The sequence below is a fragment of the uncultured Porphyromonas sp. genome, assembly GCF_938039215.1.
Classification (GTDB): domain Bacteria; phylum Bacteroidota; class Bacteroidia; order Bacteroidales; family Porphyromonadaceae; genus Porphyromonas.
On record NZ_CALHVI010000020.1, the window covers coordinates 1 to 17,840 of the forward strand.

At 56.6% G+C, this 17,840-nt stretch carries 12 protein-coding genes and 1 riboswitch; of the genes, 3 read left to right on the forward strand and 9 right to left on the reverse strand.

Translation table 11 applies throughout. From position 1 onward, the window contains the following. Nucleotides 1-225 precede the first annotated feature (225 nt). Nucleotides 226-819 carry a 7-carboxy-7-deazaguanine synthase QueE gene (locus Q0336_RS02405; protein ID WP_298525441.1) on the forward strand — a complete coding sequence of 198 codons (594 nt, stop codon included), beginning with the start codon at nt 226-228 and terminating at the stop codon, nt 817-819. A gap of 13 nt (nt 820-832) precedes the next feature. After that, complete coding sequence (locus Q0336_RS02410; protein ID WP_298525217.1) at nt 833-2,758, forward strand: OmpA family protein; 1,926 nt, start codon at nt 833-835, stop codon at nt 2,756-2,758. Between the two features lie 83 nt (nt 2,759-2,841). Here the strand turns inward: Q0336_RS02410 and Q0336_RS02415 are convergent, their stop codons facing one another. The 3 genes from Q0336_RS02415 to Q0336_RS02425 form a co-directional block, all read right to left on the reverse strand. Next, a complete protein-coding gene (locus Q0336_RS02415; protein ID WP_298525220.1) occupies nt 2,842-4,992 on the reverse strand; it encodes a TonB-dependent receptor in 2,151 nt (716 codons plus the stop codon). A 248-nt stretch (nt 4,993-5,240) separates the two neighbouring features. Then, complete coding sequence (locus Q0336_RS02420; RefSeq protein ID WP_298525222.1) at nt 5,241-5,540, reverse strand: glutaredoxin-related protein; 300 nt, start codon at nt 5,538-5,540, stop codon at nt 5,241-5,243. Between the two features lie 21 nt (nt 5,541-5,561). Continuing rightward, the gene (locus tag Q0336_RS02425) at nt 5,562-5,948 is read right to left on the reverse strand and encodes a rhodanese-like domain-containing protein (protein WP_298525225.1); all 387 of its coding nucleotides are present in this window, start codon (nt 5,946-5,948) and stop codon (nt 5,562-5,564) included. Between the two features lie 564 nt (nt 5,949-6,512). Between Q0336_RS02425 and Q0336_RS02430 the strand changes: the two genes are divergently transcribed. Further along, entirely contained in the window at nt 6,513-7,574 is a 1,062-nt protein-coding gene (locus Q0336_RS02430) for an acyltransferase (protein WP_298525228.1), read from the forward strand. Nucleotides 7,575-7,878: 304 nt separating this feature from the next. On the opposite strand, the gene lpxA is transcribed toward Q0336_RS02430, so the two are convergent. From lpxA to Q0336_RS02460, 6 genes are all read right to left on the reverse strand, one after another. Beyond that, the gene (gene lpxA, locus Q0336_RS02435; protein ID WP_298525231.1) at nt 7,879-8,649 is read right to left on the reverse strand and encodes an acyl-ACP--UDP-N-acetylglucosamine O-acyltransferase; all 771 of its coding nucleotides are present in this window, start codon (nt 8,647-8,649) and stop codon (nt 7,879-7,881) included. Between the two features lie 21 nt (nt 8,650-8,670). After that, complete coding sequence (locus Q0336_RS02440; RefSeq protein WP_298525234.1) at nt 8,671-10,047, reverse strand: efflux transporter outer membrane subunit; 1,377 nt, start codon at nt 10,045-10,047, stop codon at nt 8,671-8,673. Next, entirely contained in the window at nt 10,031-13,234 is a 3,204-nt protein-coding gene (locus Q0336_RS02445) for an efflux RND transporter permease subunit (RefSeq protein WP_298525237.1), read from the reverse strand. The genes Q0336_RS02440 and Q0336_RS02445 overlap by 17 nt, the downstream gene beginning before the upstream one ends. Before the next feature lie 30 nt (nt 13,235-13,264). After that, nucleotides 13,265-14,464 carry an efflux RND transporter periplasmic adaptor subunit gene (locus Q0336_RS02450; RefSeq protein ID WP_298525240.1) on the reverse strand — a complete coding sequence of 400 codons (1,200 nt, stop codon included), beginning with the start codon at nt 14,462-14,464 and terminating at the stop codon, nt 13,265-13,267. A 461-nt stretch (nt 14,465-14,925) separates the two neighbouring features. Continuing rightward, nucleotides 14,926-15,155, reverse strand: a riboswitch (cobalamin riboswitch). 170 nt (nt 15,156-15,325) lie between these two features. Next, complete coding sequence (locus Q0336_RS02455) at nt 15,326-16,303, reverse strand: ecotin family protein (protein ID WP_298525243.1); 978 nt, start codon at nt 16,301-16,303, stop codon at nt 15,326-15,328. A gap of 113 nt (nt 16,304-16,416) precedes the next feature. Beyond that, on the reverse strand, nt 16,417-17,616 hold the full coding sequence (locus Q0336_RS02460; RefSeq protein WP_298525246.1) for an aminotransferase class I/II-fold pyridoxal phosphate-dependent enzyme: 1,200 nt from the start codon (nt 17,614-17,616) through the stop codon (nt 16,417-16,419). Nucleotides 17,617-17,840: the final 224 nt, after the last annotated feature.

The window sequence follows — 17,840 nt, forward strand, 5'->3', positions numbered from 1 at the left end:
GGTCGACCGACCTACCGTAGGTCGTCGATGCGACCCACAGTAGGTTTTCTTGGCGACCTACCGTGGGTCGTATTTTGGGGATGCTTTAGGGCGGTGGCGTAGCGGGTGGAGCAAGGGGAGAAGAGCCAGCTGTTCCTAGTCTTCGGGAGGGAGGGGCGTAGGCCTTGGGACGTAAGGGCTGGGGGAGTCGTCGTATCTTTGTCTACGATGAACGAAAAGAATACTATGCTTGTCAATGAGATATTCTACAGCCTGCAGGGCGAAGGGGTACACATGGGGAAGGCCTCCATCTTCATCCGCCTGAGCCGATGCAACCTCCGCTGTAGCTTCTGTGATACAGAGTTTGACTCGGGAGTCGAGATGACTCTGGAGGAGATCCGTGATACCATCGCCGTCTATCCAGGAAGACGCATCATCTGGACGGGCGGAGAACCCACCCTCCAGCTCACCGATGAGGTCGTCGCCTACTTCAAGGCACTCGGCTACTATCAGTCCATCGAGACCAACGGCACACGCCGCCCCCCTCGTGGGCTGGACTACATCACCTGTAGCCCCAAAAGAGAGGCAATGCGCCTCCTGCACCAGAACTTCCCCGAGGGCGTGGGGGAATTCCGTTTCCCGATCGGTCGTGATGTAGATCTCCCTCCTGCCATCAGCGACCTTCCTCCTGCGGGGGCGTACCTCGTGAGTCCGATCTTCGTCGGAGAGACGCAGGGCGATGTCGACCGTGAGGCGGTAGAGCTCTGTGTGAAGTACGTCCTAGAGCATCCCGAATGGCAACTGAGCCTACAGATGCACAAGCTTATCCACATCCCTTAGTCTCTACATCCACATGCCCTCGCTTCGTCACGGACTGCATGCCCTCTTCCTCATCTTCCTCCTCGCCTCGTGTGCCCCTTCGGTGCTGCGTGAGGCTGAGGAGGCGAAGCGTGCTGGGGCATACCATCGTGCCGAGCAGCTCTATAAGCGTCTGTATGCGAGCACTCCACGTAAGAAGGCGGGGGATAAAGGGCACTTTGCCTACGAAGCGGGGATCGTAGCCCTAGAGGCAAGGCACTACGCTGCGGCGCAGAACCTCCTGAGGGCCGCAGAGCGCCTACATATCCCCGACAGCCTACTTCGAGAGCCCCTAGATCGGGTACGCTTATCCACCGAGCTGGCCTCGATGGCGGAGCAAGTGGAGACTTCTCCCTATGAAGTGCTCCCCTTCGAGCCTCTTCGCTCAGCCTACAGCGACTATGGGGTCACGTACAGCGCAGATGGGAAGACCCTCATCTTCGGAAGCAATAGAAGGCGCTACGGAGCGAAGAAGGACGATTCGCCTGTGACGGGTGAACCCCTAGGAGCGCTCTATTCTCTTAGCCAGCGTGCCGATGGGTCGTGGGCGGTGCGTCCCGATAGCCTCAGGGGGCTGAGCCTTCCGAGAGTAGAGCAGGGTGCGCCAAGCCTCAGCCCTGATGGGAGAAGGCTCTACTACAGCATGGTCGGCTTCGATCGGGGAAGGCGCAATGTCCCGAAGATCTATGTCTCGGAGCAAGGGGAGCGGGGTGAGTGGCGAGGAGGTCGGGAGCTCCGTCTCTTCGCCGACAGCACGATCCTCGTGGCTCATCCTTCGGTGAGCCCGTCGGGGCATGTGCTCTTCTTCGTCAGTGATGCCCCAGGAGGACGAGGGGGTAAAGACCTCTATCAAGTGCGCCTCGATGGCGGGCGTGTCGGAGAGCCCTTCCCTCTAGGCGCTGAAGTCAATACCTCGGGGGACGAACTCTTCCCCTATGCCGTGTCGGACAGCATCCTTTACTTCTCGTCGGATAGACCTAGCGGGCTGGGCGGGCTCGATATCTATCGGGCGGTCTTATCCCCCGAAGGTGTGTATCGGGTGACAGCTCTTCCTGCCCCGATCAATAGCCCTTCGGATGACCTAGCCTTTGCCCCTAGCCCCGTCCCCGATGCGTGGCCTCGTGGGGAAGGTGAAGACCTTGCCGAAGTGGGACTTTTCGCCTCAGCAAGGGACGATGCTCGGGGTCGCCCGCATCTGTATGAGTTCCGTAGGGCGAAGGTCACGACGACGATCATGGGGCTCGTCCTCGATCGGGAGGGTGAGCCTATCCGAGGAGCTACGATCCATTTGGTGGGCAATCATGCCGAGGAGATGGAGCGAGTAGTCACGACGGATGGGGAGGGAGCCTTCCGTCTCCCTGCCCGCTCAGCTATGGAGTATGTCATGCTGGCCTCTGCTCCGAACTACCTCAATCAGTATGTGCGTCTCAGCACCGATCCAAGTGGGGAGAGCGAAACTTATTCGGTGGAGTTCTACCTCGCCTCTCGTGTCGCTGTTGAGCAACTGAGGGAGGTGCACTATGCCTTCGATAGGGCAGAAGTCTTGCCCGAGAGTGAGCCCGCACTTCGGTCGCTCTACAAGCTCCTCACCGACAATCCCGAGGTGTCTATCCGCCTCCTCTCCCATACTGACCGCCATGGACCTGCGGGCTACAACCTTCGTCTCTCCCAGCGCCGAGCCGAAGCGGTCGTCCGCTACCTTACCGAGCTTGGGATCGCACCAGAGCGCCTCCGAGCAGAGGGCTATGGGAAGTCCCGCCCCTATGTCGTCTCCCGACGGACGGCAGAGGCTTATCCCTTCCTCGCAGCAGGGAGCACGCTGACGGAGGACTTCATCGCCCAGCTCTCTTCTCCCGAGGAACAGGCGATCTGCGATCAGCTCAATCGGCGCACGGAGTTCCAAGTCATCGACTCGGAGTAGACCCTTCTCTCCCGACCCATATATACACGCCGTGGGGCAGTCTCCAGCTGGAGGAGACTGCCCCACGGCGTATATGAAGTATGCTAGAAGCGGTAGCTGAGGGAGAGGGTCGTCATACGCCCATTTCCCTGGACGTACTCAGCATCACGGGCGACGAGCTGTGACTGGACGGGGTAGTAGCTCGTGTTGAGGAGGTTCTCTACCCCTACCCCGAGGGTGAAGTGTCCTAGAGCATAGCTAGCCTGTCCACTTACGAGGGTGACGGGCTGGACGGGACCTTCGGCCTCTTGGTAGTCATTCCCTCCTGGGGTGGCAGGGGCGAACCGAGCACGCCGCCCCGTATGTAGTCCGTAGAGTCGAAGGGATAGCTCCTGGATCGGACGGTAGGTCACATGAGCGGTGACCTTCAGAGGAGGGATGGACTGCCCAGACATGTAGGTAGACCAAGCTCCCTTACTCGTCTCCTTGTATCCCTCCAGAGCAGAGAAGGTAGCTCCTACAGAGAGCTTAGGGCTGAGCGTGGCATCAGCAGAGAGCTCGACGCCTAGGATACGCTGGGGGGATCGGTCTACGACCCAGAAGCCACTCTCACTCTTGAGGTCGCTCCCGAGGGCAGCATAGGTATAGTAGACAGCTCCCTGGAGATCTAGGCGTGTCCCCTCACCGAAGAGATGCTCCAGAGGAGAGTAGAAGCCCAGTTCATAGTTGTGCGTGCGTACGGGGTCGGTCTCGATCTTACCGAGGACATCGGACTTAGCTGAGCGTAGGGTGCGCCCTAGGTCATAGATAGAGAAGCCTTGGGAGTAGGCGAAGTAGGGCTGGAATGAGTGCAGTCCGTTGTAGGTCAGCCCAGCATTCACCGACAGATTGCGATAGCGTAGGGTCCCGCCAGAGACGTGTATCTGAGGGTCTGTCTTACGTACACGCAGTACGTCGTAGTCGGGGACTTGGACATTGATCCAGTCGTAGCGTGCACCAGCCTTGAGGGTGAAGTGATCGGCCAGATTCAGCTTCCCTTGGGCGAAGGGCGCATAGTTATACGCCTTGAGTTCGGGTACCCAGTATCTTCCGTCGACGAGTGGTTGGCTGGTCTTGTCGAGGAGGAAGTCTACGCCATAGAGGAGATGGAGGGTCGTCTCACTGGCTAGACGAAGGCGGGAGAGGAGCTGTGCCCGTGCACCCGTCTGTAGCGCCTTGGTCAGTGCCTGTCCACTGGTCTCCTCCCAGCGAGGGCTCTTAGGATTGTGCTTGCGGTAGTCGGTGACGACCTTGACACCACGAGCGAAGAGCGATACTTCGAGGTCTGTGTGGCTGAATAGCTCCTGAGAGGTCAGCTTGATATAGGCGTTGTGGTTGTGGGGTATCCCTTCAGGGATGGCTTCTGCAGGTTGTTTCCCTGGCACACCGATACGGGGCGATACGAGGTACTTCCCTCCCGAAGCGATGAGCGGGCTCTGCTGCTCGGAGCGGAAGAGATTGTACATCGCCTCGAGGTGGGTACGCTCACTGAAGGCATAGCCGAACTTCACCAGAGCATTCAGACTCTTCGTGTCTCCCAGCCCGTAGCGTGGTGAGAGGTAGACACCACCAGCGCTGATAGGCGAGCCTGTCTGAGTGAAGGTACCGCTAGCTAGATAGCTGAAGTCTCCTACCTCGCCATAGATCTGACCGCCGGCTCGGTAGCCTGAGGTCTTCTCCGAAGTCTTGAAGAAGTTGTGATCGGTATAGGCAAGGGTCGCCATCCCGCCTAGGGGGCGATGCTCCTTGTTCTGCTTGGTGATGATGTTGATGATCCCCCCATTGGCCCCGTTCCCGAAGATCGCTGTAGCGCCCTTGATCACCTCGATACGCTCGACGGCGGAGGGATCAATGGTGCGTAGGTCTCGGCTAGTAGCACGGAGCGGGGTGGACTGAGGGATGCCGTCGATGAGGACGAGGATGCTACGCCCTCGGAGGGTATTGTAGCGCTCGTTGACGGAGTTCCCCGTGGGAGGTACGCCAGGGACGAAGTAGCCGACGATCGCCTGCATGTCAGGTAAGATCTGGCTCATCTCTTGGATCTGCTTGGCTGAGATGATGGTGATGCTAGCAGCTGCATTCTGCTTGACCTCGGGCATACGTGTCCCGACGACAGTGACCCCATCGAGGGTGCGGTCGATAGCCTCGGTCTGTGCTAGGGCGGGTAAGCTCATACTTCCCAGTACGAGCATGAAGGATAGATGTCTGGATATCATGAAGTCATCAGTATAATGAAGGGTCATACCCCGCTTCTCTTAGCTTTGAGAGGGTATGACCGGGGGAAGACCTCCTGAAGTAGAAGGGATATGCAAAAGTACGTAAATGCGATGCTCCTGATTCGTAAATTCCAAATTTCCCTACATATAGGTAGATCCCGCCCGTGGGACTACGAAGTCATCTACCTACAAGCGTGGAGAGGATAAAAGAAGATCGCCCCATCCAGCGGATGAGGCGATCTAGATGCTTAGCACCCCGAGCCATCGAGGCTACAGGTGGCGCCTTCTTGGGGCGGACGACTCTGCAGTCCCGCCTCTTCGGGAGAGAGCGTCACGGAGCCATCTTCGAGGACGAAGCAAGGGATGCCCACGGCTCCTCGCTTCTTAGCTTCATTGAAGAGCGTGAGCTCATCTCTTAGTTTGAGGAAAGCTTTCAGCTCCCGTACACTGAGCCCAAAGTCGATGACCTCGTAGCGTGCATCCCCTTGGACTTGCTCCCAGACATGGGTACAATCGGGGCAGGAGGCCATCCCATAGATCTTGATCATCTGGAGTCTAAGGGTGCGGGGTTATTTCTCTACGGGAAGTCCTTCGGATACCCAATTTAGGTAACCTCCTTCCATCTCGACGATCTTGAAGCCACGGGACTGCATCAGCGTGGCGGCAGCGTGGCTACGCTTGCCACTGCGGCAATAGACGTAGTGGGTGCGCTCTTTGTCGAGCTTCTCGAGTCCTTCGATGAAGGTCTTTTCGCTCAGCCAGTCCAGGAGGATAGCTCCCTTCAGGTGACCTTCGGCAAATTCGGCAGGACGGCGAACGTCTAGGATGACAGCGGTGCTGTCTGCCTGAGCAGCAGCGATGAAGGCCTTAGGGGCAAGGAGCTGGATAGGCTCGTCGGTAGCAGATCCCGAGCAAAGGCCCAGGGAGGAGATGAGGGTCATGATCAGATGTTTCATATAAACGGCGGGTGATGATGAGGCGAAGGGAGTACGTATGCTCCCCTCCTTTTGTCCCTGCAAAGGTCGAGATTTCCCCCGAGATAAGCATCGGCTTCGCTCCGTAGCCCTGAGCTAAGACTTTCTTGGGTCGAAGAGGTGGGCTACTTTATCCCTTTAGGGTAGGCTCTGAGGAAGGAGTGAAAAGTGACCTATGGTGGGTCGCCGAAAAAACCTACAGTAGGTCGCTTCGACGACCTACCGTGGGTCGTCAAGGCGACCCACAGTGGATTTTTCTTGCGACCTACGGTAGGGTTGTTTTTGGGGGTGCGCTAGCCCGCTCAGCAAGCGGGCAGTGGCGATGGGGAGAGCTGAAGGATGGATGCGGTTGGAGAACGGACATAGATGTGGAGGTTTCTTGACCTGTCTGACCTCCTGCTGGAGCCCTTTATTAGGGAGGAGTGATTAGAGGAAGATTGTGTTGTTATGCGTTAGCTCTGGGATTATTCTTGAGGGGCAGCTTCCAGGACTTTGACGTATATTAGCGCCAATTTAAGAGTAAATTTCCTTTCAACGAAAGCTAATATGATCACTTCTCTACAAGCTTTACGCTTCATCTTTGCGCTGTTTGTTTTTGTGGAGCACTTCCCTGTAAATGCGGAACAGACTAGCCTCCTCCACGGTGCGGGGCCTATGGGCGTTTCCTTCTTTATTGTACTCAGTGGTTTCGTTATGAGTATTGGCTATGAGAAGCGTGTGCAAGAGGCTTCCTTTCGGTGGAAGGACTTCATGTTCAAGCGTCTCATTCGTCTATGGCCCCTACATCTTCTGTGTCTAGGTGCATGGATTATCCTAGCCTATGGAGCCTGGGGAAGTAGTGCCATATATCCTCTACCTCTGCTGGGAAATGCTTTGCTACTGCAGTGGTTGCCGATTGAGCATATTGAAGGTAATGGTGTGGCTTGGTGCCTATCGGTCTTGGTCATTTTCTATGCTGTCTATCCTTTCGTTGCACGGTTCAAGACACGCAGCCTTCTCCTGCTTCTTGCTGGGATCAGCATAGGGCTCCATGTCTTAGCCGCTGTCTATGAACCCACGAATACGAATGCATACTGGTATTTCTCGCCTGCTAGCCGCATGCTCGATTTCCTATTGGGGATGATTGCTTTTCGTTGCTATCAAAGTGCTCTGGAGTATGGTTGGGAGCAGAAGTGGTCTCGCCTGCCTGCTGTGTTTCGCTGGGGGATCGAACTTCTTCCTTTTGTCTTGTATGCTGTAGCTCTCTTCTATTTGATACTTGACTTTACGCACCTCAGGTGTGTGATCCTCTTCTACCTACCTAGCTTCCTCACGATATTCCTATTTGCTCTTGCCTCTAAGAGTGGAGAGAAAGACGGGATTCCAGAGTTGCTTAGCAAGAAATGGCTCATCTATCTGGGTCAGGTCAGTTTTAGCTTCTACATGGTGCATAACCTAGTGATCCTCTCGGTAAAGAAGGGGCTCGAGTATTTTGCTCCTACAACTCCATGGGAGTTACGTCTCGTGATCAGCTTAGTAGGAGCTATCATAGCAGGAATCCTCGTAAACCGCTACTTTGAGACTCCAGTGGCAAATCGTCTAAGTAAGCTTCTCCCTGCAAAGAGATAGCATTTGATACATCTTCTCCCTGCTTCTCCCTTTGGGAGATATCTATATCACATGGAAAGGATATATCTCCTGATCAACGTCTGACTCTTAATGATGTATGACGCTTTTTCTCTTTTCCTATGAATTGGATTAGTTGAAGAACTAGGAGGATTAACAGGGTACTTCAAAAGCTGATATGGGCAAAAGAATAGGTCCCGCTCCGACGAAGTCGTCGGGGCGGGACCTTGCTATTTCTCCGCAGGGAAGGCGGGTAGCGAAGGGCTGGGACTTGGGGGACTCGGCTAGACTACCTGAGGGAGATGGATCACTTCATGATGAGGGACTTCGAGGAGCTGAGGAACTCGATGACGTGGCGAACCTCAGGGCCGTCGGGTACCTGCTCCTTGATCTGAAGAATGGCATCATAGAGGCTGATCTTCCCGTTGAAGACGAGGCGATAGGCCATGGCAAGGTGCCGCTGAGTACGCTCGTCGATGCCCCCAGCCTTGGAGAGCATCCCGGCATGGATACCTGCGTAGACGGCGGGATTGTCCTTGACGGTGATGTAGGGAGGTATGTCTTCGCCGAAGCGACAGCCCGTGAGGATGAACGCCAGATCACCGATGCGACACTGGGGCTTGGCCGTGACGTTGCTACTGAAGATCGCCTTAGATCCGATGGTGCAGTCACAGGCGATCTTCACCGCATAGCCGAAGACATTGCGATCGCCGATCAGGCAGTTGTGCGAGATGTGGGTCCCCTCCATCAGGATGTTCTCACTACCGATCTGGGTGGCGGTATCCCTGCGAGAAGCTCGGCTGATGACGACATTCTCACGGATGACATTGCGGTCGCCGACGATGAGGGTCGAGGGCTCTCCCTGCCAGGTGAAGTCCTGGGGAGAAGCTCCGAGGACAGCGTTCTGATAGATGGTATTCCCCTGGCCAATACGGGTGCCGTTCATCAGGCTGACGTGGGGATAGATGGTGCAGTCATCACCGACGACGACATCGTCTTCGATATAGGCGAAGGGGTAGATCTTCACACGCTCCCCAATCTTGGCACCAGGAGCTATATAGGCTTGTGGACTGATCATTGTGCTTGAGATCATAGCGGTTTAGTAAGCACCTCCACCGAGGGCGTTGTATAGGTTGACGACAGCCTGCATCTTGCTGAAGCTATCCCGCACTTGGGAGAGTTGGGCTTGGAGGAGCGCTTGCTGGGCGGTGATGACCTCGAGGTAAGAAGAGGTCTTCCCCGTCTTGAAGAGGGTCTCGACGATCTCTACATTCTTCTGGAGACTCTCTACCTGGAGGGCTTCAGCCTTGACCTTGGCCTCAGAGGCTTGGTAGAGTGCAAGGGTATTGCTCACCTCAGCACCGGCATTGTAGAGGCTCTGCTGGAAGGCAAGGCGAGCCTTCTCCTCTTCGGCCTCTGCGACACGGAGGCCAGCGACGAGTTTGCCCCGAGCGAAGATGGGTTGAGCAAGGGACCCCAGGGCCGAAGCGATGAACTTCATCGGATTGGACACCGCCTGTCCAAGGGCTCCCGTCCAGCCGGCATTCCCGCTGATGGTCAGCGAGGGGTAGAAGGCCGAGCGAGCACTCCCCGTCTGGTAGTAGCAACTAGCTAGAGCCATCTCCGCAGCACGTACATCGGGACGAGCCGAGAGAAACTGAAGGGGGATGCCGACAGCGACGCTCGTGGGGAGCTCTTGCGCTTCAAGTGTCGAACGACTATAGGAACGGGGCGACTCTCCGAGCAGAAGAGCCAAGGCATTCTCCGTCGTGGTGATCTGGCGCTCGATCTCGGGGATCGATGCCTCTACCTGATGGAGGTTGGCACGGGCGGACTGCACGGAGGACTCCATGGTGCGGCCGAAGTCCTTCTGCGCCTGCATCACCTCAAGGGTGTGGGAGGCAAGGGTAGCAGCCGTGCGACTGAGCTGGAGCTGACGGTCGAGCATCACGAGGGTGTAGTAGCTGTTCGCCACATTTGCGATGACTCGGCTACGCACGAGCTGCTGGTAGGCTTGGGCTCGTAGGAGCTGAGCCTGAGTCGAGCGTGAAGCATTGAGGAGCGAACCGAAGAGATCCACCTGCCAGCTGGCTTGTACGGGGAGGGTATAGCTGTAGGCTGCGGGCACATCCTCCGTCTTGCTAGCTGAGATCGAAGGGGTGAGGGAGAGCGAGGGGAAGAAGGAGAGGCGGGCGGCCTTGAGCTGTGCTTCGGCTTGCTGAGCGGAGAGATTAGCCGTGAGGAGATCGACATTCTGCTGGAGCGCCTTCTCTATGAGTGCTTGCAGGGAGGCATCGGTGAAGAGCGTGCGCCAGGGTGTCTTACCAAACGAGCTGGTATCGCTACTCAGCGTATCGATCTGGTCGCTACGGTAGACGGAGGTATCTACCGTGGGACGCTGGTACTGCTTATAGACACCACAGCCCGAGAGGGTGAGACTGAGGGCGAGGAGGGGGAGGCTATGCTTGAGCTTCATCTTGTGGAGTGGTCTTGGAAGTGTTGGAGAACTGAAGGACCTCACCCGAAGGCTTCGAGGTGATGATGTCGTCGAAGCGCAGGGGCTTGAAGCGCTCCTGTAGGCTCTGGAAGACGACGAAGAGGGCGGGGACAATGAAGATCTGCAGGATCATCCCGATGAGCATTCCCCCGACGGTACTTGCCCCGAGCGTGGAGTTCCCATTGGCACCGACACCGCTAGCGAACATCAGCGGGAGGAGCCCGACGATCATCGCCAGCGAGGTCATCAAGATCGGGCGAAGACGAGCCACAGCCCCCAGGATAGCACTCCACGTGAGAGCCATACCCGTGCGACGGCGGTCGAGGGCGAACTCGACGATGAGGATGGCATTCTTCGCCAAGAGGCCGATGAGCATGATCAGGGCGATCTGCATGTAGATATTGTTCGTGTGCCCGAAGATATTGCCGAAGAGGAAGGCTCCTGCTAGACCGAAGGGGATGGAGAGGATGACGGAGAAGGGCAGGAGGTAGCTCTCGTACTGGGCGCTCAAGATGAGGTAGACGAAGAGTAGGCAGAGAGCAAAGATCATCGCCGTCGTATCCGAAGCTCCCTGCTCCTCACGAGTCAGACCTGCATAGTCGTAGCCGTAGCCCGCAGAGAGCGTCGTGCTGGCGACTTCGGAGACGGCCTTGAGTACATCTCCCGTGGCATAGCCTGGGGCAGGCGAAGCCATCACATCGATCGAGGTGTAGAGGTTGAAGCGGTTCACGCTCGCAGGACCATAGACCTTCTCGGTGGTGATGAAGGAGGTGATCGGAGCCATCTCGCCCGTACCCGTACGTATATAGATATTGCTTAGGGCATTGATATTGAGGCGCTGCTCGGGCGAAGACTGAAGCAGCACACGATAGAGCTTACCGTAGCTGTTGAAGTTCGCTACGTACATTCCTCCGAAGTAGCCCTGTAGGGTGGATAGGATGGCTTGAGGAGTGGTGCCTGCACGCATCGTAGCGGCTACATCTACGTCGATGACGTACTGGGGGAAGCTGGGATTGTACTGCGTCATAGCGTAGGCGACCTCGGGGCGAGCATTGAGTGCAGCTAGGAACTTCTGCGTCTCGGCGAAGAACTTATCCAGCGATCCCCCAGACTTGTCAAGCATCGTCAGTGATACGCCTGATGCCATCCCGTAGCCAGGGACCATCGGAGGGGTCATCGCTAGTACCGAAGCATCCTTGATCGTCGCTCCGTAGGCGAAGAGCTTACCTGCGACTGCGCTCGTCGTGCTCTTACGCTCACCGAAGGGCTTCATGCGGATGAACATCGAGCCGTAGTTTGAGCCCGAGCCACCTATGAGACTGAAGCCCGAGATACTCATGACTTGCTCGACACCATCCTGTGCCTTAGCTACGTCGGCGACATCCTTGAGGAGCTTCTCTGTCTTCTCTCGGCTGGTGCCTGGAGGGGTAGCGACGGTGACCATCACCGTACCCGTATCCTCCTGAGGTACGAGTTCGCTACTGGTGAACTTCATCAGCAGTACCATGATGACGATGCTCACGAGGACGATGACACCCGAGGTGACCTTGTGGCGAACGAAGAACTCTACCCCCTTGCGGTAGGGGCGAAGAACACGATTCTCGTAGACGGCGTTGAAGGCCAGATGGAAGCGATCAATGAAGCTGAGCTTCTTCCCCTCGTGCCCCTTGTGTGGCTTGAGCAGGAGGGCGCAGAGTGTAGGACTCAGCGTCAGTGCATTGACGGCGGAGATGACGATCGAGACAGCCATCGTCACTCCGAACTCTCGGTAGAAGGTACCGCTGATCCCAGAGATGAATGACACGGGTACGAAGACGGCTGCCATGACAAGGGTGATCGAGATGATCGCTCCCGAGATCTCGTGCATAGCGTCCATGCTAGCCGTTCGGGCGGAGTCGTAGCCTTCATCGAGCTTGGCATGTACAGCCTCGACGACGACGATGGCATCATCCACGACGATAGCAATGGCTAGTACGAGCGCCGATAGCGTGAGGAGGTTCAGCGAGAAGCCGAAGATCTGGAGGAAGAAGAAGGTCCCGATGAGCGAGACGGGTACTGCGATGGCAGGGATGAGCGTGCTGCGGAAGTCCTGAAGGAAGATATAGACGACGATAAAGACGAGAAGGAAGGCTTCGAGGAGGGTCTGGATGACGTGCCATATGGAGGCATAGAGGAAGTCTGTCACGTCAAGTACATAGGTCATCTCCATGCCTGGAGGGATGTCCTTCTCGAGCTCCTTGATCTCGGCCTTAATCGCTGTGACGATGTCGTTGGCATTAGAGCCTGCGATCTGTGAGACCATCCCTGTGATGGCTGGGTTGCCATTAGAGAGGGAATTACTGCTGTAGCTGAGTGAGCCCAGTTCGATCTTCGCTACATCCTTCAGGCGGATGATATTACCCGAGGCATCGGACTTGAGTATGATGTCCTCGTACTCGGTGATGCTCTTCAGACGACCCTTGTAGCGGAGTGAATACTCATAGGTGCGGTTGCCAGATTCGCCGAGACTACCAGGGGCAGCCTCGAAGTTCTGTGCCGAGAGTATCGCCGAGACATCGCTGGGGATGAGGGAGAAGGCTCGCATCTTGTCGGGATCGAGCCAGAGGCGCATGGCGTAGGTGCCTTGGCTGAAGGTGTTGGCTGAGCCTACACCAGGCACTCGCTTCAGTGCGGGCAGGATATTGATGTCGGCATAGTTCGCCAGGAACTGTGAGTCGTAGCGCCCATCCTTACTCGTCAGGGAGTAGACGAGGAGCATACTGGACTGACGCTTCTGCGTCGTCACACCGACACGTACGACATCTGCGGGAAGAAGGGATTGAGCCTGCTGTACACGGTTCTGCACATTTACGGCAGCCATGTCGGGGTCGGTGCCCTCCTTGAAGTAGACGGTGATCGAAGCTCCCCCTGAGTTGGTAGCCGTGGAGGTCATGTAGGTCATACCCTCGACCCCGTTGATCTGCTCTTCAAGGGGGATGATGACGGAGTTCAGTACCGTCTGTGCGTCTGCCCCAGCGTAGGCTGTGGAGACTTGGACGGTGGGAGGGGCGAGGTTGGGGTACTGCTCGATGGGCAGCTGTATGAGCCCGATGATCCCGAGGATGACGATGATGATGGAGATCACCGTCGACAGCACGGGGCGGGTAATAAACCGGTTGAAATTCATTGCTCTGTATGCTTGCTGTTGGGGCGGGGCTTAGTGCTTCTCAGCGGCAGCGCCCTTGCCCATCATCTGCTGGCGTATCGCTTCTTGTTGCTTGGCATAAGCCTCTTCGGAGAGGGGCTTGATCGTCTCGCCCTCCTTGACCCCCGTGGTACCTGCTACGAGGATGCGGTCTCCTGCCTTGAGCCCACTGGTGACAGTGTAGCTCTGCCCATCGTCTACGGGGCTGACGGTGATCTCCGTGAACGTGAGCTTGCCGTCCTTGTCGACGGTATAGACGAACTTCTTGTGCAGCATCTCTACTGTCGCTGTCTGAGGCACGAGGATAGCACCTTGGGTTTGGGTGGGTACAAGGATCGTCCCCGTGGAGCCGCTACGTAGACGACCTTCAGCATTGGGGAAGTCAACACGTAGGGTGATCGCTCCCGTCGTCTTGTCGACGACACCGCTGACTCCTTGGATCGTGCCTTCGGCAGGGTAGGTGCTACCATCGGATAGGCGAAGACGTACCTTCGGTAGGCTCCCTGTGGATACGCTCGCTCCTCCCGTGAGGGTCTGAAGCTCACGCTCAGAGACGGAGAAGTAGACATAGGCCTGACGGGTGTTGGATACCTGCGTCAGGGGCAAAGTGCTCTGAGGGCTGACGAGATTCCCTATGCGGTAGTTGATCGAGCCTACGACTCCAGAGACGGGGCTTGTGACGGTGCATAAGGAGAGGTTCTCACGGGCGGAGGTGAGGGCTGCTTTGGCGACGGCGACATTAGCCTCAGCGCTCTTGAGGGCGTTGGACACTTCCTCGAAGTTGCTTGCACTGATGATGTTCTTCGCTAAGAGGTCTTGGCTATTGCGATGATTGAGTTGGGCGGTAGCCAGCGAAGCTTGGGCGGCGGAGAGGCTTGCCGAAGCTTGGGCGACGGCAGCACGATAGGTCACGTCGTCGAGCTGGAAGAGGGGCTGACCTGCACGGACACTTTGTCCCTCGGTGATGAAGACCTTAGTGATGAAGCCCGAGATCTTAGGGCGGATCTCCGCATCGTCCTCGCCTCGTATGACAGCGGGATAGCTGTTGTCAGCGGAGAAGTCGCCCGAGGAGAGGGTTCGGACGGGTAGCTCTTGAGGTCCTTGAGCACCCATTTGTTGGCTTTGCTCGCCCTTGCATGAGGAGAAGAGCGCCACACCTGCTCCCGAGAGGAGTAGGCTAAGGTAAGACGTGAGAAGTCGTCGACGTGTCATGATTGATAAATAGCTTGTATGGATATATCTATTCTTATTTACTGTCCATAGGGCTGCCCAAGGAGGCTGGGGAAAGAGCCGCCTAGGGATACAGATCTAGCCCCTTCGCTTACCCTCAGGGTAGGGGCGTAGATAGGGGCGAGGGTACTTCACTGATGCCACCTAGGCATCGGACGGGGTGCTCTAGCGGCACCTCTACTGTGGGCTGTACCCTTCGGGGAGGTTAGATGGGAAGTAGGGGGTGAGGTTTAACCGATGGAGTGATAATTGCTCGAACGAATAAGCCTCAGGAAGGAGTCCTGACCAGCGAGCTTCCCCACCGTCTTGGACGCCACCTGAGGCATATCCACTAAATTATTACGGCAAATAACTACCGGTTGCCCACTTGATTCAAAAGAGCGGACATCCTCTTTGGGGAATAAATTCCAAGCGCAGGGGACCCACACTTGTAGCTTTCCTCGAAGCATTTGAAAAGGCATTGCAGGTCTTCTGACTCATGCACCCTGTCTTCCTACCATCCTTCCCAGAGACACAGAACCTCCAGTGGCCGGATCCGAAGATCCTCAGTAGGGAGCGGTATGATGCACATACAGCAGCGGGACTGTTCGAGATTCGCACTCGATTCCCTTTTAAGCCTGACACGACGCACACAGATCTTTGCGTGCCAAGCACAACGCCTCCACAAAGATAGATATTTATCTCTGAAAATACCTTCCCTCCGTCGCCCTAAATGAAAAAGTCGCCTTGTCGGCGACTCTTCCTGCTTGGCAGTCCTTGTAGAGGACTGTGAGATCTTGTGGAGATAAGGGGGCAGGCCTAGTGGAGGGTAGGCTTGGGAAGCGAGAGGACTAGGGGTGTGAGCTAGTGGGTGATGGCCGCAGGGGTCGAAGTCGCCTGCTCTGAGGTAGCGGTGCTGCCTAGGAGGCTGCGCTTGCCGTCGGGGTGGTAGAAGCGACAGAGGAGCGAGAAGCCTTGAGGAATGTAGACCATCACGGACTCACCTGCATTGCGTAGGACGACGAGCCCCATGTGACGGATGAGCTTCTCCTCAAGGCGGTCATCGGGGCAACCCATGCGGGTGGACATCGTCTTGCCGTCACTCTTGAAGATGTAGGGCAGGTTGAGTCCTTCGGCTTCCATGTCGAGCTCGAACTTCCCGTTCAGTACATGGATGTTGCAGTCTACCTTCATGCGTCGGCTGGGGATGAGCTCGATGTAGTAGTCAGGGCTATCGCCTTTGTGTCGCTCGGGGGCAGTGATGGTGTAGAGGACGTAGCCCTTCTTCTGGGAGGCCTTCTTTGAGGGTGCGTCGGGGGAGAGTAGTACGGGCTTGCCCATGGCTCTCCAGTAGCGGTAGGCTACCTGGATGGAGTCGTTGGTGGTGACGGCGATCTCCTTGTTGCCTCGGAAGGGAAGAAGGAGCGGTTCACCGAAGATATAAGGCTTAGCGTCTAGCCCCTCGATGGGCTTGTCGAAGAGGGTGACAATGCCCTCGCCCTGGCGGTAGCGGAAGGATGAGAATTCTCCGATCGGTTCACCCGTGATGAAGCGCCCATCGATGCTGGTATGCGTGGGATCGCTGTTAGGGAGGGCGGGCAAGAGCTCTACACGGAAGTCCTCCAGCGGGCTGACATGCGGGAGGGTGAGGCGGTAGGTGTGTGCTGGTAGAGCTACGTCCGAATAGTCGGCTGAATAGCTGACGACAGACCCTTCTGCCATCTGAGCCCCCTCCTCAGAGGATTGTCCCCCCTCACGAGTGGTACGACAGCTAGTCGCCAGAAGGAGCAGGCTGGTCAGTAGGAGCGACAGAGAGGAGTGAGTGAAGCGGAGAGCAGTCATACAAGAGGATCTATAGAGGGTATATCTATATGCTTAACGGGTATCCTACCTTTTTATGAGATAGGATACCCGTTGTAGTCATAATTAGGGATCTCTTTGGAGGAGCGCTAGGCCTATGGGCGAGGCTCTAGGGGAAGATCCAGAGCCTGGAAGACCTTGTGGATCTTAGTGATCGCTTCGTCGAGCTGCTCGTAGGTATGGGTAGCCATCAGAGAGAAGCGGATGAGCGTATCCTCTGGTGCTACTGCTGGTGCTACGACGGGATTGACGAAGACACCCTCTTCGAAGAGCATTGCCGTCACACGGAAGGTCTTCTCGTTGTCTCGGATGAAGAGCGGTACGATAGGCGTAGCCGTATTCCCGATCTCGAAGCCGAGTTTGCGGAAGCGGTCGAGGCAGTAGGCCGTCTTCTCCTGCAGGGCGATGACACGCTCGGGTTCGCGGAGCATGATCTCGAGCGATTTGTGAGCGGCTGCTGTAGCTGCGGGCGTGCAGCTAGCGCTGAAGATGTAGGAGCGTGCTTGATGTCGGATGTAGTTGATAGTGGTCTTGCTACCGGCGATGAAGCCTCCGATGGAAGCGAAGCTCTTGCTGAAGGTACCCATGATGAGGTCTACATGGTCCGTCAGACCAAAGTGATTGCAGACCCCACGACCGTGGTCTCCGAGTACGCCGAAGCCGTGGGCTTCGTCTACCATGACCGAGGCTCCGTACTTCTCAGCGAGCTTGACGATCTCGGGGAGCTTGCAGAGATCACCCTCCATGCTGAAGACTCCGTCGACGACGATGAGCTTGATACGCTCGGGGTCGCACTGCTGGAGGCGACGCTCTAGAGCGGCCATGTCGTTGTGCTTGTAGCGGAGACTCTTAGCTGGAGAGAGGCGAATGCCTTCGATGATGGAGGCATGATTGAGGGCATCCCAGATGATGTAGTCTTCACGCCCTAGGAGGCACGAGATCGTCCCTAGGTTGACTTGGAAGCCCGTGGAGAAGATGATCGCATCTTCCTTGCCTGCGAACTCCGCTAGTGCCTTCTCCAAGGCGATGTGTGTGTCCAGTGTACCGTTGAGGAAGCGACTACCGGCACAGCCCGTGCCGTACTTCTCTACCGCAGCTATAGCCGCAGCCTTGACTTCGGGGTGATTCGTCAGACCGAGGTACGAGTTGGATCCGAACATCAAGACCTTACGGCCATCGATCGTCACCACGGTGTCCTGGTCACTCTCTATCTTTCGGAAGTAGGGATAGATCCCAGCTGCTTGAGCCTTCTGGGGCTCGGTATAGCATGCTAATTTCTGCTCTAGTAAGTTCATTCGTTATCTGTCAAGAGCTCACCCTCGCTAGGCAGAGTGCCTAGGACGACCCTCTGGTGTGATCGTCAGGGCGGAGCTAGGGGAGGGTGTCAGCATCATGAGGTGATGATGCCCCTCGTTCTCCTATATTACTTAGGGCTCAGCTGTGGGGGAAAATGTCCTCCTGCCGAGCGTTACAAATACGGGCAAAAGTACACATTTCTTGCAAAATCGTGCAATCCTAA